This is a genomic window from Pseudomonas sp. MEJ108, from assembly GCF_030208985.1.
Lineage (GTDB): Bacteria > Pseudomonadota > Gammaproteobacteria > Pseudomonadales > Pseudomonadaceae > Aquipseudomonas > Aquipseudomonas fragariae.
Window position 1 is genome coordinate 323,968 of record NZ_JARVSW010000004.1, and the last position, 21,934, is coordinate 345,901.

The 21,934-nt window shown below is 59.8% G+C and carries 21 protein-coding genes; 8 read left to right on the forward strand and 13 right to left on the reverse strand.

The window, feature by feature from the left end; genetic code table 11:
• Window positions 1–21 precede the first annotated feature (21 nt).
• From QRN50_RS02510 to QRN50_RS02525, 4 genes are all read right to left on the reverse strand, one after another.
• Window positions 22–756 carry a DUF72 domain-containing protein gene (locus QRN50_RS02510; protein WP_003405569.1) on the reverse strand — a complete coding sequence of 245 codons (735 nt, stop codon included), beginning with the start codon at window positions 754–756 and terminating at the stop codon, window positions 22–24.
• Window positions 757–758: 2 nt separating this feature from the next.
• On the reverse strand, window positions 759–1,190 hold the full coding sequence (locus tag QRN50_RS02515; protein WP_003405571.1) for an HhH-GDP family DNA glycosylase: 432 nt from the start codon (window positions 1,188–1,190) through the stop codon (window positions 759–761).
• A 174-nt stretch (window positions 1,191–1,364) separates the two neighbouring features.
• Window positions 1,365–2,225 (reverse strand): CAP domain-containing protein, encoded by an 861-nt coding sequence (locus tag QRN50_RS02520; RefSeq protein ID WP_024643224.1) that lies wholly within the window; start codon window positions 2,223–2,225, stop codon window positions 1,365–1,367.
• A gap of 111 nt (window positions 2,226–2,336) precedes the next feature.
• Entirely contained in the window at window positions 2,337–2,579 is a 243-nt protein-coding gene (locus tag QRN50_RS02525) for a hypothetical protein (protein WP_096126950.1), read from the reverse strand.
• Window positions 2,580–2,785: 206 nt separating this feature from the next.
• Between QRN50_RS02525 and QRN50_RS02530 the strand changes: the two genes are divergently transcribed.
• Window positions 2,786–4,099: an APC family permease gene (locus QRN50_RS02530; RefSeq protein WP_096126951.1), complete on the forward strand. Its 1,314-nt coding sequence runs from the start codon at window positions 2,786–2,788 to the stop codon at window positions 4,097–4,099.
• Between the two features lie 17 nt (window positions 4,100–4,116).
• On the opposite strand, the gene QRN50_RS02535 is transcribed toward QRN50_RS02530, so the two are convergent.
• Window positions 4,117–4,848 carry a TetR/AcrR family transcriptional regulator gene (locus QRN50_RS02535; protein WP_192873887.1) on the reverse strand — a complete coding sequence of 244 codons (732 nt, stop codon included), beginning with the start codon at window positions 4,846–4,848 and terminating at the stop codon, window positions 4,117–4,119.
• A gap of 289 nt (window positions 4,849–5,137) precedes the next feature.
• Between QRN50_RS02535 and QRN50_RS02540 the strand changes: the two genes are divergently transcribed.
• From QRN50_RS02540 to QRN50_RS02555, 4 genes are read left to right on the forward strand one after another with little or no spacing between them, the layout of a single operon-like run.
• Window positions 5,138–6,757: an FAD-dependent oxidoreductase gene (locus QRN50_RS02540; protein WP_204903283.1), complete on the forward strand. Its 1,620-nt coding sequence runs from the start codon at window positions 5,138–5,140 to the stop codon at window positions 6,755–6,757.
• Window positions 6,758–6,791: 34 nt separating this feature from the next.
• Complete coding sequence (locus QRN50_RS02545) at window positions 6,792–7,571, forward strand: MipA/OmpV family protein (RefSeq protein ID WP_096126954.1); 780 nt, start codon at window positions 6,792–6,794, stop codon at window positions 7,569–7,571.
• Window positions 7,572–7,622: 51 nt separating this feature from the next.
• The gene (locus QRN50_RS02550; RefSeq protein ID WP_011267633.1) at window positions 7,623–8,330 is read left to right on the forward strand and encodes a response regulator transcription factor; all 708 of its coding nucleotides are present in this window, start codon (window positions 7,623–7,625) and stop codon (window positions 8,328–8,330) included.
• Window positions 8,323–9,627: a sensor histidine kinase gene (locus tag QRN50_RS02555; RefSeq protein WP_096126955.1), complete on the forward strand. Its 1,305-nt coding sequence runs from the start codon at window positions 8,323–8,325 to the stop codon at window positions 9,625–9,627. Before QRN50_RS02550 ends, QRN50_RS02555 begins: the two co-directional genes overlap by 8 nt.
• A gap of 58 nt (window positions 9,628–9,685) precedes the next feature.
• Here the strand turns inward: QRN50_RS02555 and araH are convergent, their stop codons facing one another.
• From araH to QRN50_RS02575, 4 genes are all read right to left on the reverse strand, one after another.
• On the reverse strand, window positions 9,686–10,651 hold the full coding sequence (gene araH, locus QRN50_RS02560) for an L-arabinose ABC transporter permease AraH (protein ID WP_004403886.1): 966 nt from the start codon (window positions 10,649–10,651) through the stop codon (window positions 9,686–9,688).
• 40 nt (window positions 10,652–10,691) lie between these two features.
• Window positions 10,692–12,215 carry an L-arabinose ABC transporter ATP-binding protein AraG gene (gene araG / locus QRN50_RS02565; protein WP_096126956.1) on the reverse strand — a complete coding sequence of 508 codons (1,524 nt, stop codon included), beginning with the start codon at window positions 12,213–12,215 and terminating at the stop codon, window positions 10,692–10,694.
• A 54-nt stretch (window positions 12,216–12,269) separates the two neighbouring features.
• A complete protein-coding gene (locus QRN50_RS02570) occupies window positions 12,270–13,295 on the reverse strand; it encodes a substrate-binding domain-containing protein (protein ID WP_024643219.1) in 1,026 nt (341 codons plus the stop codon).
• 192 nt (window positions 13,296–13,487) lie between these two features.
• The gene (locus QRN50_RS02575) at window positions 13,488–14,360 is read right to left on the reverse strand and encodes an SMP-30/gluconolactonase/LRE family protein (protein ID WP_024643218.1); all 873 of its coding nucleotides are present in this window, start codon (window positions 14,358–14,360) and stop codon (window positions 13,488–13,490) included.
• A 280-nt stretch (window positions 14,361–14,640) separates the two neighbouring features.
• Between QRN50_RS02575 and QRN50_RS02580 the strand changes: the two genes are divergently transcribed.
• The gene (locus tag QRN50_RS02580; RefSeq protein ID WP_003405591.1) at window positions 14,641–15,789 is read left to right on the forward strand and encodes an aldose epimerase family protein; all 1,149 of its coding nucleotides are present in this window, start codon (window positions 14,641–14,643) and stop codon (window positions 15,787–15,789) included.
• 50 nt (window positions 15,790–15,839) lie between these two features.
• On the opposite strand, the gene QRN50_RS02585 is transcribed toward QRN50_RS02580, so the two are convergent.
• The 3 genes from QRN50_RS02585 to aztA are packed head-to-tail and all read right to left on the reverse strand — an operon-like array spanning window position 15,840 to window position 18,360.
• Window positions 15,840–16,736: a metal ABC transporter substrate-binding protein gene (locus QRN50_RS02585; RefSeq protein WP_011267627.1), complete on the reverse strand. Its 897-nt coding sequence runs from the start codon at window positions 16,734–16,736 to the stop codon at window positions 15,840–15,842.
• 11 nt (window positions 16,737–16,747) lie between these two features.
• Complete coding sequence (locus QRN50_RS02590) at window positions 16,748–17,617, reverse strand: metal ABC transporter permease (RefSeq protein ID WP_003410031.1); 870 nt, start codon at window positions 17,615–17,617, stop codon at window positions 16,748–16,750.
• Window positions 17,614–18,360: a zinc ABC transporter ATP-binding protein AztA gene (gene aztA / locus QRN50_RS02595; RefSeq protein WP_003405598.1), complete on the reverse strand. Its 747-nt coding sequence runs from the start codon at window positions 18,358–18,360 to the stop codon at window positions 17,614–17,616. Before aztA ends, QRN50_RS02590 begins: the two co-directional genes overlap by 4 nt.
• Before the next feature lie 356 nt (window positions 18,361–18,716).
• Here aztA and QRN50_RS02600 point away from each other — a divergent pair, with 356 nt between their 5' ends.
• Window positions 18,717–19,937, forward strand: a complete 1,221-nt coding sequence (locus QRN50_RS02600; protein WP_003405604.1) for a putative DNA modification/repair radical SAM protein — start codon at window positions 18,717–18,719, stop codon at window positions 19,935–19,937.
• The gene (locus QRN50_RS02605) at window positions 19,934–20,773 is read left to right on the forward strand and encodes a TIGR03915 family putative DNA repair protein (RefSeq protein WP_011267625.1); all 840 of its coding nucleotides are present in this window, start codon (window positions 19,934–19,936) and stop codon (window positions 20,771–20,773) included. The genes QRN50_RS02600 and QRN50_RS02605 overlap by 4 nt, the downstream gene beginning before the upstream one ends.
• A gap of 168 nt (window positions 20,774–20,941) precedes the next feature.
• Here QRN50_RS02605 and QRN50_RS02610 read toward each other — a convergent pair whose 3' ends face one another.
• Window positions 20,942–21,784 (reverse strand): PhzF family phenazine biosynthesis protein, encoded by an 843-nt coding sequence (locus tag QRN50_RS02610; RefSeq protein WP_011267624.1) that lies wholly within the window; start codon window positions 21,782–21,784, stop codon window positions 20,942–20,944.
• Window positions 21,785–21,934: the final 150 nt, after the last annotated feature.

The following is a 21,934-nucleotide window of genomic DNA, read 5'->3' on the forward strand; positions in this document are numbered from 1 at the left end:
CACTGCACCCGTTCGCACCTATTACCCAGCCCTGTTGCGCTCAACCAGTGCCTGCAGCGCGAGCGCGTCACGGACGGCGGCTCCGCTGGCCGTGTTGTCAAAGATGCACCAAGTCTCGATTTCCCGCGCCACAGACGCCGACGCTCGCCCAGCCAAACCTTCCAGATGCTCGACGGAATAGGCACTGTGATAAATTTTCGGCGCCCCGTGCAGGCGCCAGTAGTGAGCACCCTGCCACCCACCGGGCAAGTGCCCTTCACTGATTACTGACGGATCGGCGGCTACCTGCGCAATGTGATGCTCGATCAGCAGCGCCTGAGCCTGCCGCCAGGATTCATGGCGCGGTTCCAATACCACGCTGCCGGCGTACTGATTGCGTAATGCTCTGAAAAACCTCTCAGCTACCTGCGGTGCATAGTCCAGAGAGGGCGGAAGCTGGACCAGCAGACAGCCCAGTTTGTCACCCAGCGCAGTGCATTGAGAAAGGAACGTGGTCAGAACGGTCTCGCACTCGCGCAGTCGGTGTTCGTGGGTAATGAGTTTCGGCATCTTGACCGAGAAGCGAAACCCGGCGGGCACCGCCTGCGCCCAGCGTGCGTAGGTCTGAGCGCGATGAGGGCGATAGAACGAGCTGTTGATCTCGACCGCGTTGAAGCGCGAAGCATAGCGTTGCAAATGGCTGCCTTGTTCAGGAAAGTCGGGCCAGTACTCACGCGCAAGGCTCCAGCCTGCACAACCGATATAAACTGGCGGCATAATCAATACAGCACCTTGCCGGCTTCGCGCATGAATATCTCAACAGTCTTGGGGCCGACACCGGCAAACTCGCAGAGTCGCTTCTCGAATTGCTTCCGATCCTCACTCACTTCGCGAATTCGACCTATCTTGCCCGCGTATTCGTCATTGAGCTTTGCGCACAGTGCAGACAGTCGATGCGCCGTTGACTCGTCATAGCGCACATAATGTGCCTGCCCCAGCATGGCGACCAGTTCCCGGTGAGTGCAGTGAGCAAGCTTGCGTGGAGTGTCACGCTGATGCTTCTCGACGATAACGCGATAGGCCTCGCAGGCAATGTCTGCCTGAATGCGCTTGCCCATCAGAAAGCTGGCGACGAACCACTTGAATAAGGCCTTTTCGAGGTCCTCGCTGAAACAGATATTCAGCTCTGCAGCATCAATGGTTCGTTTCATGACGTCTGTTACACCTCGCTGACGTTGCCACCGGACGCACCGTTCAAGCGCGCCTCTTGTGGTACAACCGACCCTTGCTCATCAGCGGCGGTTTTCAAATAACATCGAACAGGCGACAAACGGTACCCGGCCTGACTGCCAGGTGAGCAAGATCGCTACGGTGCTGGCTGCTGATCAGGGCGCACCAAACAGCATGGTCCAGTACACACCGTAATCAGCATGGGTAGCCGTCGCATAAGCCGCGCCGACTTCGGTAAACATCGGGTTCATCAGGTTGGCGCAATGCCCCGGGCTGGCCAGCCAGCTCGCCATGGCCTTGCTGGCCGTGCTCTGCCCCGCGGCGATGTTTTCACCGATCTGCCGTCCGCCGTAACCGGCAGCACGCGCGCGATCTGCCGGCGAGTCATTATCGAAACCGCGATGGGTAAAGTAATTCTCGCTGGCCATAGACTGGCTGTGCCCCTGCGCGGCCGTTTCCAGGGTGGTATTCCAGCTCAACGGCCGAGCCGACGGGAAAGGCCGCTTGCCACACATGCGCGGCTTGGCACGCGCGGCGTTGACCTGCGCCAGCAGCGCCCGTCCAGCCGAGCGCGCGTCTTCAAGGCTCTCGTCGATCAACGGTTTCGCCAGCACCACACGCCAGTCGCTCCCCTGCCGGGTGATGCCGATGTCCGCGTATTGCGGGTCGAGCAACGCACCGCAGTAGCGGCTCCTGAGCATGTCGAACGCTGCGTCGGCGCTTTGCACACCGGCCAGTCGTACGGTCCGCACAGTGACCGCCTGATAGCCGGATGCCTTGAGTGCGTCACGTAAATTACCGCTGAAACCGATCGGCAGTGCCACGCTGGAATTGAGCGCCAGGGCTCTGGAGATGTTTGTCGTACGCGCTTCGCAACGCTGCGGCTGGCCGCGAAAATCATTGATTGCCTGGACCAGTTGTCGTTCTTCGGCAGCACTGACAGGGCTCGCGTAGATCGGCAACAGAGCGACCAGATACAACCAGATGCGCCAGGAAAAACGGGGCAATGCGGGCATGAGAACAGACTCTGGAAGGAAACAGCGTGGCATCAATTTCAGGGCCGGAATAAGACCTGGAAAATTGCTTATGGTTCACGCCGCACGCTTGAGGATGGCGCTGCCATTCGCTCAAAGCTTGCCGATCTCTCCAGTGGCCTCACCTATGCTGGCAAGCGTTATTTCCATATTATCGATGGCCTGTTCCAGCGTCGCGAACGATTGTTCAATGACCTCCCTGTCGTCCACCGTCTGATGACCGCGCAGGCTTTCGGCACGCTCGAGTTCACTGAGCTGCAGATCAGCCACTTCCTTGCGCAACGACTGCAGGGTTGCCCAGACTGACCTGAACTGTTGCTGGCTGCTATGACTCATGTTCGCCTCTTGGCTGATCCATCAAATGTCTCATTGAGACCCCTCCCCGACACAATGCTCCACCTTTTTTGCCAACAGCGTTTATTTCAGCGTCAAGCAGGCAAACGGCGCCGCTGGTCCAGGCCAGCCACCATCGTTTTGAATTTACCTGTCGCGCGACGCTCTGCTGTTGATACCCGCACCTGCAGAGAAAGGAATCCTTGACCATGGCCACTGCCGAGACTTCATCGCTGCGCCGGGCAATCACGGCGCCCATGCTGACCCTGTTCATCCTTGGCGACGTGCTCGGGGCTGGCGTCTACGCATTGGCCGGCACGATCGCCGGACGCGTCGGCGGAGCCATCTGGGCGCCCTTGCTGATTGCCCTGTGCTTTGCCTTGTTGACCGCAGCGTCCTACGCCGAACTGGTGACCAAATACCCGCGTGCGGGCGGTGCCGCGGTGTACGCCGAAAAAGCCTTCGGCAAGCCGCTGCTGTCGTTTCTGGTTGGCTTCTCCATGGTCGCAGCAGGCGTTACCAGCGCTGCCGGGCTGGCCGTGGCGTTCGCCGGCGACTACTTCCAGGCGCTGCTCGACTGGCCTGCGCAGTGGGTCTGCGTGGCATTTCTGGTCATCGTCGGCCTGCTCAATGCACGCGGTATCAAGGAATCGCTTTCAGCCAACCTGGTCATGACGGTCATCGAGCTGAGCGGTTTGCTGATGGTCATCGCTGCAGCCGTGTGGTTCGTCAGCCAGGGCCAAGGCGTGCCGCAACGCGTGTTCGAACTGGATAGCGCCTCGCCTGCGACGGCGATTCTCGGCGCATCGCTGCTGGCGTTCTATTCGTTCGTGGGGTTTGAAACCTCGGCCAATCTAGCCGAAGAGATCAAGGACGTGCGCAAGGTCTATCCACGTGCCCTGTTCGGCGCGCTGCTGGCGGCGGGTGCGGTGTACATGCTGGTTGGCATGGGCGCAGCGATGGTCCTGCCCGTCGAGCAACTCAAGGATTCGCAAGCCCCCCTGATGGACGTGGTCAGTGCCTCGGGCCTTGGCATACCTGCGCCGTGGTTTGCGGTCATTGCACTGATTGCGGTGGCCAACGGCGCACTGCTGACCATGATCATGGCCAGCCGACTGACCTTCGGCATGGCGCGCGAAGGCCTGTTACCTGCGGTGATGGGTTCGGTGCTGCCCAAGCGGCGCACGCCGGGGCTGGCAATTCTGGCGACCACACTGGTGGCCATTGCCCTGTCCTTCACCAGCACCCTGACCATCCTCGCCGAAACCGTCGTGCTGTTGCTGCTCTTCGTGTTTCTCAGCGTGAACATCGCCGTGCTGGTACTCAAGCGCGACAAGGTCGAAGCCGGGCACTTTCAGGTCCACTGGGTTATCCCGCTGCTGGGCATTCTTTCGTGCCTGTTGCTGCTCACTCAGCAAGGTCCGGAAACCTGGCTGCGGGCAGGCATCATGCTGGCGGTCGGTGCTGCGCTTTACGGACTGACCCGGCTGGGCAGCTCGGCGCTGGCGTCGCATCCTCGCTGACCAGTACAGTCATTGCTTCAGCGCTCGCCGGTGCCTTGCTGGAGCCCGGCAAGCGCAAGGTCCAGCCCGTCGATGATGAGCTGCAAGCCAAACCTGAACTCATCCTCCACGGAAACGTCAGGTAAATGGCGTCCGGCAGCCGCAATCGCCGGGTATTCATCCGCATCCAGTGCGGAGAAAAACTCGACCAGGTCCTCGCCGTCCGAGGCTTTGCTTGCAGCGTTTGAATGCTGCTGTATGGCGAAGCCCAGTACATAGTGAGCGACCGACGTGTAGGCGCGGGCAGCCAGTTCGGCAGGAAACCCGTTGGCCAGAAACAACGCAATGCCCTGCTCGCGGCGCTTGAGCCCGTTAGGTCCGATCGGTATCTGAGACACCAACAGCGGCAAGATACCCGGATGCTTGCGCAATACGCGATAAAGGCGTTCGGCGCCTGATGCGCAGGCTTTTTGCCAGGCATGCTCATCGCCGCCCTGCTCCTGCGGTGCTCCTTCAGCGGCATCGGATTGATCCGCACTCATTTCGCCCAGCACGCTATCGACCACGTAAACCAGTATCTCGTCCTTGCTGGCGAAATGCCGATAGAGCGTCGCTGTACCGGACTCGAGCCGCTCCGCAAGCATGCGCATATTGAACGCCTGCGCGCCGACCTCGTCGACCGCCTCCAGGGCAGTTGCAATGATCCGTTCTGCCGAAACGGAAGGCCTGCCTCGACTTCTGCTTTTTTCCACGCGACGTACGCGGTTCATCCACCAGCGAGGGCTTCCAGGAACGGCTTGGCAATTCAGGTCTTCAGTCATTTGCAGATTATAAGCCCAACGTGATCGATTACCGCCACCCCGGTGATGCGCCAACCTGGATCACCGTCCGTCTGCTTGGCTGCCTTGTGAATGATCTGATTTATTGACACAATCCTATTTCGGATACATCGTATCCGAAATAGGAGAGGCAACCACCTGCCGCTGGAAGTGGCCTACACAAAAGTGGAGTTCAGGTATGTCAGACGGCGATATTCATTTCCAGTCAAACACCTTTAAATTGAATACACATCAGCCTGTTGAGCAGGACGTTTGCGACGTCCTGATAATCGGCTCGGGGCCGACCGGACTGACGCTGGCCTGCGATCTGGCCAGGCGCGGGATCAAGGTCAGAATCATTGAAAAATCGGCTGTCCCCTTCAATGGTTCTCGCGGCAAAGGCATACAGCCACGAACGATCGAGGTGTTCGATAACCTTGGCGTCGCCCAGCCATTGTTGGGCGTCGGGCAGCTTTATCCGCCGATGAAGTTTCATGTTTCTTTCCTGAAGATCAAATGGAACATGATGAAGTACCAGAAACAGACAGCGGATATCCCGTACCCGAACGTCTGGCTCGTACCGCAATGGCGCACAGAGCAGGTGTTGCGTGATCGACTGGCTGAACTGGGCACTCAGGTTGAATGGGACACTGAAGCACTCCAGATCAAACAGGATGCCGAAGGTGTCTCTGTTCGGGTTGCACGTCAGGGAGAGCCTCGCATCGTGCATGCCCGCTATCTGGTCGGCGCTGACGGCGGCAAGAGTTTTGTGCGCAAGCAGCTGGGCGTGAACTTCACGGGCTCCACGTCTCAGGAAGGCCGGATGATCGTTGGCGATCTGCACGTAGAGGGGCTTTCCCGGGATGCATGGCACATATGGCCGACGCGCAAAGGTGGAATGATCGGCCTGTGTCCGCTTCCGCATTCGAACCTGTTCCAGCTGATGATGCGTCTGGACGCCGACGAACCCGCTCCGGAACTCTCAGAGCATGCTATCCAGACCCGCTGGCTGGCAGCTACGGGCTCCAGGAAGATTCACCTGCACAGCCCGACCTGGCTTTCGGTATTCCGCCCCAATGTGCGGCTGGCCGAGCGCTATCGGGTCGAGCGGGTGTTCCTCGCCGGCGACGCCGCCCATGTGCATCCCCCCGCAGGTGCTCAAGGCCTCAACACGGGCGTGCAGGACGCCTGGAATCTGGGCTGGAAACTGGCAGCGGTGCTGGACGGCGCGCCCGAGGCACTGCTCGACACTTACGAAGAGGAACGCAGGCCTGTAGCTGCTGCGGTGCTGGAGTTGTCCAGCGAACTCTTCAATAACACCACTGGCACCGGCTTGCCCACATTCAGGCGTGGCGACAAGGAGCGGCAGCTATTACTCAACTACCGCGCCAGTTCGCTTTCCGTGAACAGCGCCGACACCGTCGATGGCAAGGTCCAGGCAGGTGATCGCGCACCCGATGCCACCTGCTCGCAGCAGCACGGCGGACGCACACGATTGTTCGACGTTTTCAGAGGTGGGCATTTCACCTTGCTGGCCTTCGGTACGCAGGCCATCGCTGCAATAAATACTTTCGGCAGCCGCGACGAGCGATTCCTGCAGGCAGTTGCGGTTCGCCCCGCGCACATCAGTAATGACCGCTACGGTCTGGTCGATGAAACCGGTCAGGCACGTGACGCTTACGGCGTAAGCCTTCAGGAAAACATCATCTTTCTGATACGTCCCGACGGGTACGTCGGCCTGACCGCCACGGACGATTTCGTACCGGCAGTCCAGCGTTACCTGGCCACCCTGTCTCGCACACCTGACTCTCTCGCTGGCAGCGACGCCGACATGCAGGCGACACGCGCAGTCGCACACTGATGCACGCCAGAAAGACCACTCAGAGAGCCTCGACATGAAGCACCTTTTCCTTCCTGCACTGACTGTTGTCGTATTGCCTGCCCTGTCTTTACAGCTGGCCCACGCCGAACCGGGCGATTTCAGTCTGGGCCTGGGCGCCGCCATCAGCGAAAGCCCTTACGCAGGCGTCGGCACGCAGGTCAACCCGATCCCGCTGATCAGGTACAAAGGAGAACGCTTTTACGTCAACGGCGTAACAGCGGGTTACCACCTGATCAACACCGAGTCGTTTGCCCTCGATGCCATTCTTGCGCTGCAGATGGACGGTATTGATCGTGACGATTTCGGTCGTCGCGAACTGGCTCGAAACGGCATCAACCGCGACCTGCTGGAAGACCGCGACAATGGCATCGACGCCGGATTGGCGGCAAAGCTGCGCGGTGATGCCGGCCTGCTTGAACTGGTCGCCAAAAACGATATCAGCGGTGCCAGCGATGGCTATTCGTTAAACCTCGAATACGCGTACCCCTTTACCTTGGGCAACACCCGCTTCAAACCCAACATCGGTGCCACCCACCTGTCCGGCAATAGGGTGGATTACTATTACGGCACCCTGAACGAGGAAGAACGACGCGGCATTGCCGAGTATCGTCCCGGTAGCGCCACAGTGTCCTATGTCGGCATTGGCTTTTCTCAGCCAATCGGTAAACAGTGGGAAGTCTCGGGTAACCTGCGCTATAGCGCCCTGCCGGATGAACTGAGCGACAGCCCGCTGGTGGAGCACGACACAGACAGCTCGACGTCGATGTTCATCGGCATATCGCGAAAGTTCTGATGCTGAACTACCACCCTATGCTGCCTTGAAACAACTCACCGGGAGCTCGCCGTGCTCGAACGATCACTGAGCGTCTTGATTGTCGAAGATAACCTGGCGCTGGCCGCCAACATGTTTGATTACCTGGAGGCTTGCGGGCATACGCCGGACGCCGCACCGGATGGCAAGTCGGCCATCCGCCTGCTCGCGGAAAACCGTTACGACGTCATTGTGCTGGACTGGATGATGCCGCGCATGGACGGGATCTCACTGCTGCGTCATCTGCGCAATGAATTGAATAACCCGGTGCCAGTCATGTTGCTGACTGCCAAGGACCAGCTGGATGACAAGCTGGAAGGCTTTGAATCGGGTGCGGATGACTACATTGTCAAACCACTGGCCTTGCCTGAACTGGAGATTCGCCTGCGAGTGCTGGCAGCGCGTAACCACACGCGGGCAGACAGGCGACAAATACTGGAAATCGCTGACCTGCGCTTCGATCTCGGCACGCAATTGGTGACGCGCGATGGCATACCGTTACCGTTCTCGCCGATCCGACGAACGCTGCTGGAGGTGCTGATGCGCAACTCACCGCACGTGGTCACACGCACGCAACTCGAATCACTCGTCTGGGGTGACAGCGTGCCCGATGGCGATCTGCTGCGCTCGCACATGCACCTGCTCAGAAAAACCATTGATGGCGAGCGTGCTGCCGGGCAAAAATTGCTGCATACCGTGCAGGGCATCGGTTTTCGTCTGTGCGTGTGCGCACATGATTGACTTCGCTCGCCGACGTGGCAGCCTGCATCGCCTCGTCAGCGTGATAATTCTCGGTTTCGGGCTGCTGATGACCACCGGCCTGACCACCCTCGCGTTCATGAGCCAGGACCTTGTTGATCATCCGATCTGGAAGGATCTGCTTGAGACCGCGACCGCCAACACGCTTGCAGACGACGTGCTGCCCGCGGCGCAGAAAGACGCCAGGATCCAGGTCTGGAAACTGTCAGGCAGCACGCCGGCAGCCGGCATGCCGCCCTCTCTCGCTGCACTCGCACCTGGCTATTACAGTGAGGGCGATCTGGACCGCCAGGACGCTGACAATGGCGATCGCGACTATGCGGTGCTGGTGACCTCGCTTGGCAGAGAGCGCCTGATCGCCGCCATCGATATCAGCGATCTGGAGCGGGAGCAGAACTTCATCGCGCTGATCGGGGCGATGTTTCTGGTACTCAATCTGATTCTGATCATTGCTGTGATCGCCTGGTTGTACGTGCGCTTGCATCTTCCGGTTCAGGGGCTTGCACTGGGCATGAAGCAACTCGACCCGGAACACCCCGCTCAGCGATTGTCAGTGCAATACGCTCAGGAAGAGCTCAAGGACATTGCCTGCGGCATCAACGCGCACCTGGAACGGGTCGAACAATTCATGGCCCGCGAACGCGCGCTGCTGGATCAGGCCAGCCACGAGTTCCGCACGCCCATCGCCGTGATCAGCGGTGCGCTGGATATCCTCGCCAGGCAGAAACTGCCGGCGCGTGCAGCGCCACCACTGCAACGCATGCGAGCCACCGTGGAAAACCTGACGGAAATCATGGTTGCACTGCTTTACCTGTCGCGTGAGCCGTTGACCTCCAACCGGGATGACCCGATCGAGCTTGATCGTCTGCTGCCCGGTCTGGTCAAGGATCATGAGCATTTGCTCGACGGCAAGCCGGTGAAGTTCTCGGTGCAGATCCACCAGACCCTGACTCTGCACGTGCCGGAAGCAATGCTACGCATTGCCGTCGGCAATCTGTTGCGCAATGCGGCAGATAACACCTACGACGGCACCATCGCTGTGCGACTCAAGGATGATGTGTTGAGCGTGACCGATTCGGGTGAAGGGTTCGACACCGAGCAGGCTTCCCGGCATTACCTGTCGCTGCTGAGGAACCCGATCAGGACGGGCAGTGGCAAAGGCCTCGGGCTGTTTCTGGTGCGACGTATCTGTGAACGCTTTCAGTGGACACTGACGCTGGAGTCAATGCCGACGCTGGGCACCCGGGCAGGACTCGACTTCCGCAGTCGGCCGGTTTGACCCGCAATAAAAAGCCCCTGCCATACATAGACAAGGGCTCTTTAACTGCGCTGGCCGGTCAGCGGCGCTTCATGCGGTCGATGATCACCGCCAGCAACAGGATCGTGCCGCGAATCACATACTGGTAGAACGTATCGATGTTCTTCAGGTTCATCGCATTCTCGATGATTGCAAGAATCAGCACCCCGGCGATCACATGCCGGATCATGCCGATGCCGCCACTCAGCGAAACCCCGCCCAATACGCAGGCAGAGATGATCGTCAGCTCGAAGCCCTGCCCGATCATCGGTTGCCCCGAAGTCATGCGCGAAGCCAGGACTACGCCAGCCAATGCACCGACCAGGCCGTGGACGGCGAAAATGATGATCTTGGTGCGGTCCACGTGGACACCCGCCAGCAGCGCGGCTTCCTGGTTGCCGCCGATGGCCATGGTGTTGCGCCCATAGGTGGTGTAGTTGAGCAGCCAGCCGAAGAATATGAAGCAGGCAATGGTGATCAGGATCGGCACCGGCACGCCATACACCTGGCCATTGCCAAAGATGAAGAAGTCCTCGTTGGAAACGCCGACGGCCTTGCCGTTGGAGAAAATGTACGCCAGGCCGCGCACGATCTGCATGGTTGCCAGAGTCGTGATCAGGGCATTGATGCGCAGCTTGGCGATCACAATGCCGTTGATCAGACCCACGACCAACCCGAGCGCCAGGGCTGCCGAGACACCCAGGAATACGCTGTCGGTGTCGCGGATGACGATACCGGCGATCACCCCGGAACAGGCCAGCACCGAACCGACCGAGAGGTCGAAGTGCCCGGACGCCAGGCAAAAGAGCATGGTGCAGGCAGCGATACCTACAGTGGAAATCGCCAGGCCCAGACCGCGCATGTTCAGCGGCGACATGAAGTTATCGATGAACACGGCACACAGCAGGAAAATCCCCACGGCGGCCAGGAGCATCACCCAGTCATCGGCGAAACGACGCAGGTTCATGCCCTGGCGGGGAGCCTGCAGGCTGGATTCGGTAGACATACGCACCTCTTTTTTATTGTTCATGGTCAGGGACCGATTGTCAGCCCCGCGTGCGAGGCAGAGCCAATTGCAGGAGTCGCGACTCTTCAGCCTCGTCGCGATTGAGTTCGCCGGTGATTGCGCCTTCGCTCATCACCAGAATGCGGTCTGAAATGCCCATCACTTCCATCAGATCGCTGGAGACCACAATCACCGCAATACCGTCGGCGGCCAGGTTGTGAATGATCTCGTAAATCTCGGACTTGGCCCCGACGTCGATCCCGCGAGTCGGCTCGTCCAGCAGCAGGACTTTCATGGGCATCGACAGCCAGCGGCCAAGAATCGCCTTCTGTTGATTACCGCCCGAGAGATACATGATCTGCTGCTCGGGGGATGGCGTCTTGACGTTCATCGACTTGATCTGGCTGCGTGCGTTGTCACGCTCCCAGCGACCCTGAATCAGGCAGCCGAGATTCACGTGCCGGGGGCGCGCACCGATGTTGATGTTCTCCGCGACGCTGGACAGCGGCACGATGCCTTCCTTCTTGCGGTCCTCGGGGCAGAGCAGAATTCCAGCCTCGATGGCATCTCGGGGAGACTTGAGTGTCAGCGGTTTGCCGTCCAGTTGCAGGGTGCCTGCAGAGCTGCGGGTAAGCCCCGAGAGCAGCCGGAACAGCTCGGTACGTCCGGCGCCGACCAGGCCGAAAAAGCCCAGCACTTCGCCCTTCTGCACGGCGAAGGTGACCGGCTCGTGCAGGCCGGCCCCCAGCAGACCGGTGACACGCAGACTTGGCCCTTGATGCTGGCGCGGACGGTAGTTGTAGATGTTCTGGATATCGCGACCGACCATGCAGGTCACCAGTCGGTCATGGTCGAGATCGGCCATCTGCTCGAACGTCTTGACGAAGCGTCCGTCCTTGAACACCGTCACCGCGTCACAGACACGGAAGATTTCTTCCATACGGTGCGACACGTAAAGAATCACTCGGCCCTCGTCGCGCAGGCGGACGATGATTGCCATCAGTCGGTCAATCTCACGCGCTGACAGGCTACTGGTGGGCTCGTCGAAGGCAATGACATGGGCATTGCGCGACATGGCCTTGGCGATCTCGACCAATTGCCGCTGCCCCAGCGAAAGGTCGCCCAGGCGTGTGTGCGGGTCAATTTCGTCAGCCAGCCCCTTGAGCAGCTCGCCGGCGCGGCGATACATCGCACCGCGATTGATCAGACCGAAGCGATTGGGCATGTGCCCGAGCAGCAGGTTCTCGGCAACGGTCATTTCCGGCACCAGATGCAGCTCCTGGTGAATCACTGCCACACCCGCCGCGATGCTCTCGGCGGTGGACTTGAACTGATAGCTCTGCTCGCCGATCTGCAAGGCGCCGCTGTTGGGCTGATAAGAGCCGCCGAGAATTTTCAGCAGCGTGGATTTACCGGCACCGTTTTCACCCATCAATGCATGGACGCTGCCGGGGCGCGCTTCGAAACTGATGTCCGAAAGCGCCTTGACGCCGGGGAAGACCTTGCCGATGCCGTTGAAGCGCAAGGCACCGCCTGCGGCGTATTGCTCGATAGCCTGTTGCATGAACCAATCTCCTCGCACGTGTGAGGGGCCTGAACATCAGGCCCCTCGTTCAGCTCACTTCCACAGACCGATTTTGGTCAACACTTCCTGGAAGTTGGCGCGGGTGATCAGTGTCACGTCGTCCATGGCGGTGTACTTGGGTGGCTCCACGCCCTCGGTGACCCACTTATAGACGTGAAGTGCAGTGTTGTAGCCTTCCTTGTCAGGACTTGGCAGCATTGAGCCAAAGAAGCCGCTATCGGGTTTTTTCAGCTCCTCGATCGCATCAGTACCATTGATGCCGATCCCGATGACTCTGTTTTCTTTCGAGGTGGGGCGCAAGCCAGCGGACTCGGTAGCGCGTATGCCGCCGATGACCGTGTTGTCATTCATGCCACCGATGATCAGGTTCTTGAAGTCACTCGGCAGCTTGACCAGAGCCGAGTTGGTAGCCTCCATGCTGCCAGGTACATCAAGGGTTTTCTGTGCGGTGAACAGAATGTGATCTTTTGGCAAGCCGGCTTCTTCAAGCGACTTCACCGAACCATCCGTACGTTTTTTGCCGGTATCCAGCTCGTTGTAGGTGTTGATGATCGCGTAAGTGCCCTTCCAGCCATCCTTGTCCCATTCGCGTTTCTTCGCTTCGGTGGCCATGGCGGCGCCCTGTTTCTGGCCGACCTCGAATGCCGCCATCCCCAGGTAAGGCACGTCCTCCATGAAGTTGCCCTTGGCGTCGACAAAGCGATCATCCACGGCCATGACTTTCAATCCCAGCGCTTTGGCCTTGGCCACAATCGCAGGGCCGAGCGACACGTCAGGCGGGCAGATCACAAAACCCTTGGCACCGTTGGCGGCGAGGTTATCGATAGCGGTCAGGGTCTTTTCACCATCGGGCACGGCAATCTTGATGACGGTAAAACCATGCTCCTTGCCGGCTTTTTCAGCAGCGGCCCATTCGGCCTGGAACCACGGCTCTTCGGCCTGCTTGACCAGAAAGCCGATTTTGACTTCTTCGGCAGCGGAGGTGATGCCACTCATGCCCAGAATGGCGGTAGTGACAGCGGCACAGCACAGGGAACGAATCCCGTGACGACTCAACATAGCTAACTCCTTATTTTTATTGAATAGCTACAGCGACCAGCGAGGTGGCGGTTGCAAACGCCGGAGCATCCGAAACCGATCAAATAGTCATACCATATAACGGATGACCGCTATGTAACCTAATGTCACCCTTGCATCTACAACCACGCTCCCGTCGTAAACAGACGGCGGCGCGACGTGTTTCTCAACCTCTCAACCGGCGAACCGCTGACACGGCGTGCCCTTGACGCCAACCTGCGCCATCAGCAGCGCGCCGTCGAAGCGACCATTTGCATCGGCAGGCGCGGCACTGGTGACGTACAACGTCTCCAGGCCAGGACCGCCGAATACACAACTGGTGGGATGGCTGACCGGCAGCTCGACAACCCGGTCAACGCTGCCATCCGGGGCAAAGCGGATCAGGCAATTGCCACCCCAGCGCGCATTCCAGACATACCCTTCGGCATCCATCGCCGAGCCGTCGGGTGAGCCTCGATGGTGTTTTTCCGCCCATACCTTGCGTGGCCCCAAAGCACCATCCGCCAGCACCGGATAGTGATAAATGACGTCGTCCAGGGTATCGGCGCTGTACAGCACACTGCACTCTTCATTCCACAACAGGGTGTTGACGATGCCCTGCCCGTCCAGCAAACGAGTCACCCGGGCATCAGGTTCAACGCGGAACAACCCGCCTGAACGACGCACTAAAGGCACGTCGCCGCCCTCGGCATCGATGTTGTTCTGCATGCTGCCAAGCCAAAGGTGGCCGCGTGCATCGCACCTGGCTTCGTTGGCGCGATTGCCGGGTGTGGGATCTGCCACGCAGAACGGCAGCAAGGAAGTCTTGTCGGAGTCCAAGTCCAAACGATAGACGCCGCTGGCCAGTGTCACCAGTGCATCACCCTGCTCGGTCGGAATAAATGCGGAGACTGGCTCCGGCATGCGCCATTGGCGGATCTGCCCGGCGACCAGACGACACACCAGAAACCCGGCAATGTCGACCCAGTACAAAGCCTGCTGCTCGGCATCCCAGAAGGCGCCTTCGGCCAGCTTGAAGCGGTGCTCGGAAACGGGCAGCCAGTTCATGAAAAATGTCCTTTGTTATTGTTGTAAAGGCACTTTTGGATGTTTGTGTCGCGGTCTTGTCCAACCTCTGCCTGCGCCGACCCGTTGCACGGCGTTCGGGCTGCATGGCAAAAAATTCGACAGATCGGCTAAGGTAAGTCACAAGCCTTCCGCGACGATGGCACTACTAAATAGTATTACAATTTATTTTTCAAGCACCATTTTATAGGCTATACATCCATGCATCGGCTTGAATCCGATCAAATAGTCTTACCAATAACAATAAAAGCAGGCAGATCAGATGAAAAAACATGCGCTTCTCAGCACCCTTGGACTGTCCTTGATGATCAGCACCCTGACCGCACAGGCCGCCGCACTCTCCAGCGAACACAGCGCGTTCGGCCAACTGCCCGACGGCTCTGCCGTCGAAAAATACACCCTGCGCAACAGTCACGGCGTGCAGGCCAGCATCATCACCTACGGCGCGACGCTGCAATCGCTGCTGGTACCTGACAAGGCCGGCAAGGTCGAAGACATCGTCCTGGGTTTCGACGATGTGCAGGGCTACCAGAACAACGGTACGGTCTATTTCGGCGCGACCATCGGCCGCTTCGGCAACCGGCTGGCAGGCGGCAAATTCAGTCTGGATGGCAAAACCTATCAGGTCCCGCTCAATGACAAGACCAACGCGCTGCACGGCGGCACGCAGGGTTTTGACAAGCGTCTGTGGAAGGCAGAAGAAACCAAGAGCGGTGATTCGGTCGGCGTGAAGCTGACCTACCTGTCGCCGGACGGCGAGATGGGCTTTCCGGGTGCCCTGCTGACTGAAGTGACCTATAGCCTGAATGAAAAAAACGAGCTGAAGATCGACTACCGCGCCACCACCGACAAACCGACGGTGCTGAACCTGACCAACCACAGCTATTTCAACCTGGCCGGCGCTGGCAGTGGTGATGTGCTCAAACAGGTCGCCACCCTTCACGCCTCGCACTACACCCCGGTCAACGACAAGCTGATCCCGACCGGTGAACTGCCTGCTGTGGCTGGCACGCCCATGGACTTTCTCAAGCCCACCGCGTTCGGCAAACACATCAAGGCTGATCACCAGCAGTTGAAATACGCCGAACCCAAGCAAGGCGGGTTTGATTTCAACTGGGTGCTCGACACCAAGGGTGATGTGAAGAAACTGGCCGCCGAGGTCAGCGATCCGCAATCAGGCCGCAGACTGCAACTGTTCACCACAGAGCCCGGCGTGCAGCTGTACACCGGTAACTTCCTGGATGGCAGCATTCACGGCAAGGCAGGCAAGGTCTACCCGCACTGGGGCGCCTTTACCCTGGAAACGCAGCACTACCCCGATGCACCCAACCAGCCGAAATTCCCCAGCACCCGACTGGATCCTGGCAAGGCCTACACCCAGACGACTGTGTTCAAATTCCTCAACGACTAAAGCGTTGAGCTGCCCGGCGCCTGTGATCAGAGCGCCGGGCAGCTTCAGGCTTACTGATTGCGCTTCATTGCCGCAGTCAGGGTATCGACGTTGTAACGGAACATCTTCGCGTAGGTTGGCGCCGGGCCGTCGGCTGGCGACAGGGACTCCACGTACAGTTCACCCCCTGGTTGAGCGCCACTGGCTTCGGCTATCTGCTTGACCAGACGCGGGTCGCTGGAGTTTTCGAAGAAGTAGGCACTGACATGTTCGGTCTTGATCTGACGGATCAGTTTCGACACATCGGCGGCCGACGCCTCAGACTCGGTAGACAAGCCCAGCGGCGACAGGAAGGTCACACCATAGGCATCGCCGAAGTAGCCGAACGCGTCATGAGAGGTGAGGATCTTGCGTCTGGCAGCCGGAATCGAACGGATCTGATCGCGGGCGTAGGTGTCCAGTTGCTGCAACTCGACGATGTAGCGATCACCATTGGCCTGATACACGCTGGCCCCTTCCGGATCGGCTTTCTTCAGCGCTGCGACGATGTTGCGCACATAAATCACCCCATTGGCCGCGCTGTTCCAGGCATGCGGGTCGACAATGCGCTTGCCGTCCTCATCCATGCTGCGGGTCTTGATGCCCTCGGACAGCACCACCGGCTGCCCCTTGTAGCCTGAAGCCTTGATGAGACGATCCATCCAGCCCTCCAGATGCAGGCCGCTGACAAATGCCAGATCGGCGTTTTTCAGCGCCTGGGCGTCACTGGGTGTCGGCTCGTAGACGTGTGGATCGCCGTTCGGACCGATCAGTGATCTGACGTGCACACGATCACCGCCGACCGTACTGACCATGTCGGCAATGACCGTGAACGAGGCAACGGCTTCGAGCGGTTTGGCCTGAGCCAGGCTGGCGAATGCCGACAACGCCAGTGCAGCCAGGGAACTCAACATCATCAATCGTTTCATGACGTACCTTTTCAGTGAGCCAGGTGAGGTTTGGGAAACAGCCGGCGCACGATGCCCGTGCGCCCGAACAACAGGGAGATGCCGTAGAACGCACTGGCCGTGAGCACGATGGCCGGCCCCGAGGCGACGCCAAGGTGGTAGGAAACAATCAGCCCGATCAGCCCGGACAAGGTCGCCAGCAGCGTCGAAATCACCATCAGGCCACTCAGCGAGTGGGTCCAGAAACGTGCGGCGGTTGCCGGCAGCATCATCATGCCCACCGCCATCAGTGTGCCCAGCGCCTGAAAGCCTGCGACCAGGTTGAGCACCACCAGCAGCAGGAACAGAACGTGGTACAGCGAGCCGCGCCCGCCGACCGCACGCAGAAAGCCCGGATCGAAGCACTCCAGCACCAGCGGGCGATAGATGATCGCCAGCAGAATGAGGGTGAAGGAGGCAATACTGCCGACCATGTAGATCGCCGTGTCATCAATGGCCAGAATGGTGCCGAACAATACGTGCAGCAGATCGACGCTGGAACCATGCAGCGACACGATCAGCACCCCGGCGGCCAGCGAGGTCAGGTAGAAGCTGGCAAAGCTGGCGTCTTCGCGTAACGAGGTCAGTCGACTCACCAGACCGGACAGCAAGGCCACTGCCAGCCCGGCGATCAGGCCGCCGAACCCCATTGCCGGCAACGACAGACCGGCGACCATGAAACCCACCGCCGCGCCCGGCAGCACCGCATGGCTCATCGCATCGCCCACCAGACTCATACGCCGCAACATCAACAGCACGCCGACCGGCCCCGAGCCGATGCCCAGCGCCAGACACGCCACCAGCGCGCGGCGCATGAAGCCGAATTCGATAAACGGCTCAACCACCAGGCTATAGAGCATCATGCGTCGTCCTCGGCATCACACAACAAGGCATCCGGGCTCCAGTATTCAGCCATGTTGCGCGCCTTGCGCAGGTTGGCGTCGCTAAGCACATGCGAGGTCTCACCCCAAGCAATGGCTTCGCGAGCCATCAACAGGGTTTGCGGAAAGTGCTGACGGACCTGTTCGATATCGTGCAGTACGGCAATCACCGTGCGCCCCTGCCCGTGCCAGGCGCGCACCAGTTGCAACAGATCACGCGTGGTGCGCGCGTCGATGGCAGTGAACGGCTCATCCAGCAGAATCACCGAGGCGTCCTGCAACAGCAGCCTGGCGAACAACACCCGCTGAAACTGGCCAGACGACAGCGAGCCCACGCTACGCCCTTCAAAACCCTCAAGGCCGACAGTCGTCAGCGCCTCGCCGGTCAGACGCGCGTGATTGCGGGTCAGGCTGCGAAACGGGCCGATGCTGTGCCAGGCGCCCATCGAAACCGTATCCGCAACGCTCAGCGGAAAGCTGCGATCGATTTCTGCGGCCTGCGGCAGATAGCCAATTGTGCGGGTTGCCAGACGCCCCCGGTCGACGCGCCCCTGAGCAGGCTTCATGGTGCCGGCGATGGCCTTGATCAGCGTCGATTTACCCGCGCCGTTGGGCCCGACGATAGCCGTCAGGCTACCGGCCTCGAAGCGCCCGCTGATGTGGTGCACGGCCGGGCGGCGTTCATACGCCACCGTGAGGTTTTCCAGAGCGATGGCGGCACTCATGGAATCGCCACCGACCAGCCAATGGCCAGCCAGAGCAATATCAGTATCGCAAGGGAAAACAGGACGCGCTTCCAGGCCGACTGAGCCAGCACGGAACCTGCTATCGAAGCGCTTGCTGTCGAAGCGTCAGGAGGATTTTTCAAGTAAAAGTAACCTGCAACTATTTGTTACAGTATTACATATCAACCGGATAAATGTTATTAAATAACATTCATGCCGGCACCTTGCTTTCCAGCCACGCAGATAAACTCCCGCGCAGATCAGTTTCAGAATCGCCACGCACAACTCCGCCGTGCGGTACTTGTGACACTGCACGCCCCCCTATACTGTATATACAAACAGTCAAGGGGCACTTCATGCAGCTTATCGACAAGCTCAGCATTCTGGCAGACGCCGCCAAGTACGATGCGTCGTGCGCGAGTAGTGGAGCACCCAAGCGCAGCTCGCAGGACAAGTCCGGGCTCGGTTCCACCAATGGCATGGGCATCTGCCACAGCTACACGCCGGACGGGCGTTGCGTGTCGCTGCTGAAAATCCTCCTGACCAACTTCTGTCTTTACGACTGCCAGTACTGCGTCAACCGTCGCTCCAGCGATGTGCCCCGTGCGCGCTTCACTCCCGAAGAAGTGGTCACCCTGACCCTGGACTTCTATCGCCGCAATTGCGTGAGCGGGCTGTTTTTGAGTTCCGGGATCATTCGCTCCGCGGACTACACCATGGAGCAACTGGTCGAAGTTGCCCGGCTGTTGCGCGAGGTGCATGAGTTTCGCGGCTACATCCACCTCAAGACCATCCCTGACGCCGATCCGGCGCTGATCGAAAAGGCCGGCCGCTACGCCGACCGTCTCAGCGTCAACATCGAGCTGCCAACTGACCTGAGCCTGCAGACCCTGGCCCCGGAAAAAGACGTCGCGTCGATCAAGCAGGCCATGCAGACGATTTACACCGGTGAGCAGACGGTGCGCAACGAGCCTCGCTCGCCGCGCTTTGCGCCTGCCGGGCAGAGCACGCAGATGATTGTCGGTGCCGATGCCACCGACGACAGCACCATCCTGCACAGCGCGCAGTCGCTGTACAGCAACTTCAAGCTGCGCCGGGTCTACTATTCTGCGTTCAGCCCGATACCCAACAGCCCCAACAGCGTTCCCCTGGCGGCACCGCCTCTGATGCGCGAGCATCGCCTGTATCAGGCTGACTTTCTGCTGCGCGGCTATGGTTTTACCGCGGGTGAACTGCTCGACGGCCCCGGTGATCTGGCGCTGGACATCGACCCTAAACTGGCGTGGGCGCTGGGCAACCGCCAGGTTTTCCCGCTGGACCTGAACCAGGCGGACCCGGCGCTGATCGCCAGGGTGCCGGGTATTGGCATCCGCACCACGCAGCGGCTGGTCGAGCTGCGCAGACAGCGACGCATCCGCTACGAAGACCTCACCCGCATGCGCTGCATACTGGCCAAGGCCAAGCCGTTCATCATTACCAGTGATTACCACCCGCCGCACGCGGAAACCACCAGCGAGTTCCTGCATCACCAGTTGCGCGACCGGCCTCAGCCTCAGCAAATGGGCCTGTGGGGATGATCTGCCTCGACTGCGACGACCTGTTCGAGACCTGGCGACAACAGGCTCGCTGGCTGTTGAGCCATGAAATCGACCCCAGCCAGGTCAGCTGGAAGTCGCCGGATGCCGCCGACCTGTTCGGCAGTGAAGAAGAGTACCCCAGGGAAGCCGGGCCTTTTCAGGCACGGGTTCCGCTGGAGTTGGTGCAGTTGCTGGAGAGCGCCTCGCACTATCGGGGCGATCAGCGCTGGAGCCTTCTGTACGAAGTGTTGTGGCGCGTGACCCACGGTGATCGCACCGCCATGATGGCCGGTGACAAACTCGGCAGTGAATTGCATCGCCGCCTCAAATCGGTAAGGCGTGAGGCCCATCATCTGCATGCGTTTCTGCGGTTTGTCGCGCTGCCGCCCGTGGCTGCCGACGAAGCTCTGATGCGTCCGCAGTACGTGGCCTGGCACGAACCGGCCCACGATATTCTGCTCAGTGCCAGCGAGCATTTCATCGGCCGTATGGGTCAGCATCGCTGGATGATCGCCACGCCTCAGGACGGCGTGTATTACGACGGCCAACAACTGATTCATGAGCGACGCTGCCCGCAAGCCTGGCAGACCATGGCCCGGCAGGTGGAAGACCCGCATGGCGAACTGTGGCTGACCTACTACAGCCACATCTTCAACCCTGCGCGCCTGAACCCCAAGGTCATGGAAGGTCACTTCCCTTCGCGCTTCTGGAAAAACCTGCCGGAAGGCCCGCTGATCCCTGCCCTGATCACCCAGGCCCGCACCGGCAAGCAGCGTGACGGCCAGGCCAGCGACATCGCCGCCAGACGCGGCAAGAAGATTGCGCTGAAGGATTGAGCGCGTCGGTATACACAAGTCTGTTTTGACTAACGCGCCAATGCTCCGAGTTGGCATGCATTTCGTGACGCTCCGCGTCACACATCTGCTGCCTGGTATCAAGGGCAAAGGAGTCTAAGGCTTTGGTGCTGCCTGTATCTCGCACATGGGGCTTTCCAGCCCGATCCTCTAGAGCGTAACCCTTCCGTCGATGCACGTCACAGTCGAGCCGCCCACCCAGATATCCTCACCTGCACGCTGAACGGACACCCGCCCCTTGCGTCCGAGCGCAGTGCCCTGACTCACGACATAGCGCTCCGGTGCCAGGCCTTCCTCCAGGAACCAGCGAGCGATGCCGGCATTGAGACTGCCGGTCACCGGGTCTTCAGCCATACCGTCGCCGGAAACAAACGCACGCACCTCGAATTGGGCATCTACACCGTCCACATCAGCGTCCCACGCTCCGATAACGCCGATTTTCAAGCCGTCCAGTTGAACATGGTCAGGCTGCAGAGCAAGAACGGTTGCACGATCTTTCAGCCGCAGTGCGACCCAGCCAGGGCCATTATCGACCCAGCGGGCGTCCAGAATGCTCTCGGAAGCCAGCTTCAGACCGAGGCGAATCCGCTCGACAAACGTGGCGTCCACGGCGCCTGAGCGCAACAGCGGCGGCGCGGTAAATGCCAGCCCGGCGGCATCCTTGCGGATACGCACCAGGCCGATGCCGCATTCCTGAATGATTTCCTCACCGCGAGGCACGCCACCGCTTTCCAGCCAGGCGTGGCAACTGCCCAGGGTGGGATGGCCAGCGAACGGCAGCTCTTCAAGGGTGGTGAAAATACGCACGCGATAGTCGGCACGCGGGTCTGTCGGCTTGAGCAGAAACGTGGTCTCACTCAGGTTGGTCCAGCGGGCAAAGGCGGCCATCTGCTCGTCACTCAGCCCGTCAGCGCCCAGCACCGCCGCCAGAGGATTGCCGAGCAGAGGCTGATCAGTGAAGACATCCAGTTGCTTGAAATCGAACGAGCGCATCGGGGCGTCCTTTCCGGTATAAAAAACCAGAGTGCCACGTCCACAGCCGGGTGAACAACGGGATATTGAACCAACGTCGGCCACGGCGGCTCACAGCTGTGGCAGTCGCAACGCTACCTGCATGCCAGATGATAATGTGTCCAGTCACAA

Coding starts and splice junctions, on each gene's coding strand:
- QRN50_RS02605 (WP_011267625.1), top strand. CDS start 19,934: ATGATCTGCCTCGACTGCGACGACCTGTTCGAGACCTGGCGACAACAG.
- araG (WP_096126956.1), bottom strand. CDS start 12,215: ATGCAACAGGCTATCGAGCAATACGCCGCAGGCGGTGCCTTGCGCTTC.
- QRN50_RS02610 (WP_011267624.1), bottom strand. CDS start 21,784: ATGCGCTCGTTCGATTTCAAGCAACTGGATGTCTTCACTGATCAGCCT.
- QRN50_RS02585 (WP_011267627.1), bottom strand. CDS start 16,736: ATGAAACGATTGATGATGTTGAGTTCCCTGGCTGCACTGGCGTTGTCG.
- QRN50_RS02530 (WP_096126951.1), top strand. CDS start 2,786: ATGGCCACTGCCGAGACTTCATCGCTGCGCCGGGCAATCACGGCGCCC.
- QRN50_RS02545 (WP_096126954.1), top strand. CDS start 6,792: ATGAAGCACCTTTTCCTTCCTGCACTGACTGTTGTCGTATTGCCTGCC.
- QRN50_RS02580 (WP_003405591.1), top strand. CDS start 14,641: ATGAAAAAACATGCGCTTCTCAGCACCCTTGGACTGTCCTTGATGATC.
- QRN50_RS02575 (WP_024643218.1), bottom strand. CDS start 14,360: ATGAACTGGCTGCCCGTTTCCGAGCACCGCTTCAAGCTGGCCGAAGGC.
- QRN50_RS02590 (WP_003410031.1), bottom strand. CDS start 17,617: ATGATGCTCTATAGCCTGGTGGTTGAGCCGTTTATCGAATTCGGCTTC.
- QRN50_RS02515 (WP_003405571.1), bottom strand. CDS start 1,190: ATGAAACGAACCATTGATGCTGCAGAGCTGAATATCTGTTTCAGCGAG.
- QRN50_RS02570 (WP_024643219.1), bottom strand. CDS start 13,295: ATGTTGAGTCGTCACGGGATTCGTTCCCTGTGCTGTGCCGCTGTCACT.
- QRN50_RS02510 (WP_003405569.1), bottom strand. CDS start 756: ATGCCGCCAGTTTATATCGGTTGTGCAGGCTGGAGCCTTGCGCGTGAG.
- QRN50_RS02555 (WP_096126955.1), top strand. CDS start 8,323: ATGATTGACTTCGCTCGCCGACGTGGCAGCCTGCATCGCCTCGTCAGC.
- QRN50_RS02520 (WP_024643224.1), bottom strand. CDS start 2,225: ATGCCCGCATTGCCCCGTTTTTCCTGGCGCATCTGGTTGTATCTGGTC.
- QRN50_RS02600 (WP_003405604.1), top strand. CDS start 18,717: ATGCAGCTTATCGACAAGCTCAGCATTCTGGCAGACGCCGCCAAGTAC.
- aztA (WP_003405598.1), bottom strand. CDS start 18,360: ATGAGTGCCGCCATCGCTCTGGAAAACCTCACGGTGGCGTATGAACGC.
- QRN50_RS02525 (WP_096126950.1), bottom strand. CDS start 2,579: ATGAGTCATAGCAGCCAGCAACAGTTCAGGTCAGTCTGGGCAACCCTG.
- araH (WP_004403886.1), bottom strand. CDS start 10,651: ATGTCTACCGAATCCAGCCTGCAGGCTCCCCGCCAGGGCATGAACCTG.
- QRN50_RS02535 (WP_192873887.1), bottom strand. CDS start 4,848: ATGAACCGCGTACGTCGCGTGGAAAAAAGCAGAAGTCGAGGCAGGCCT.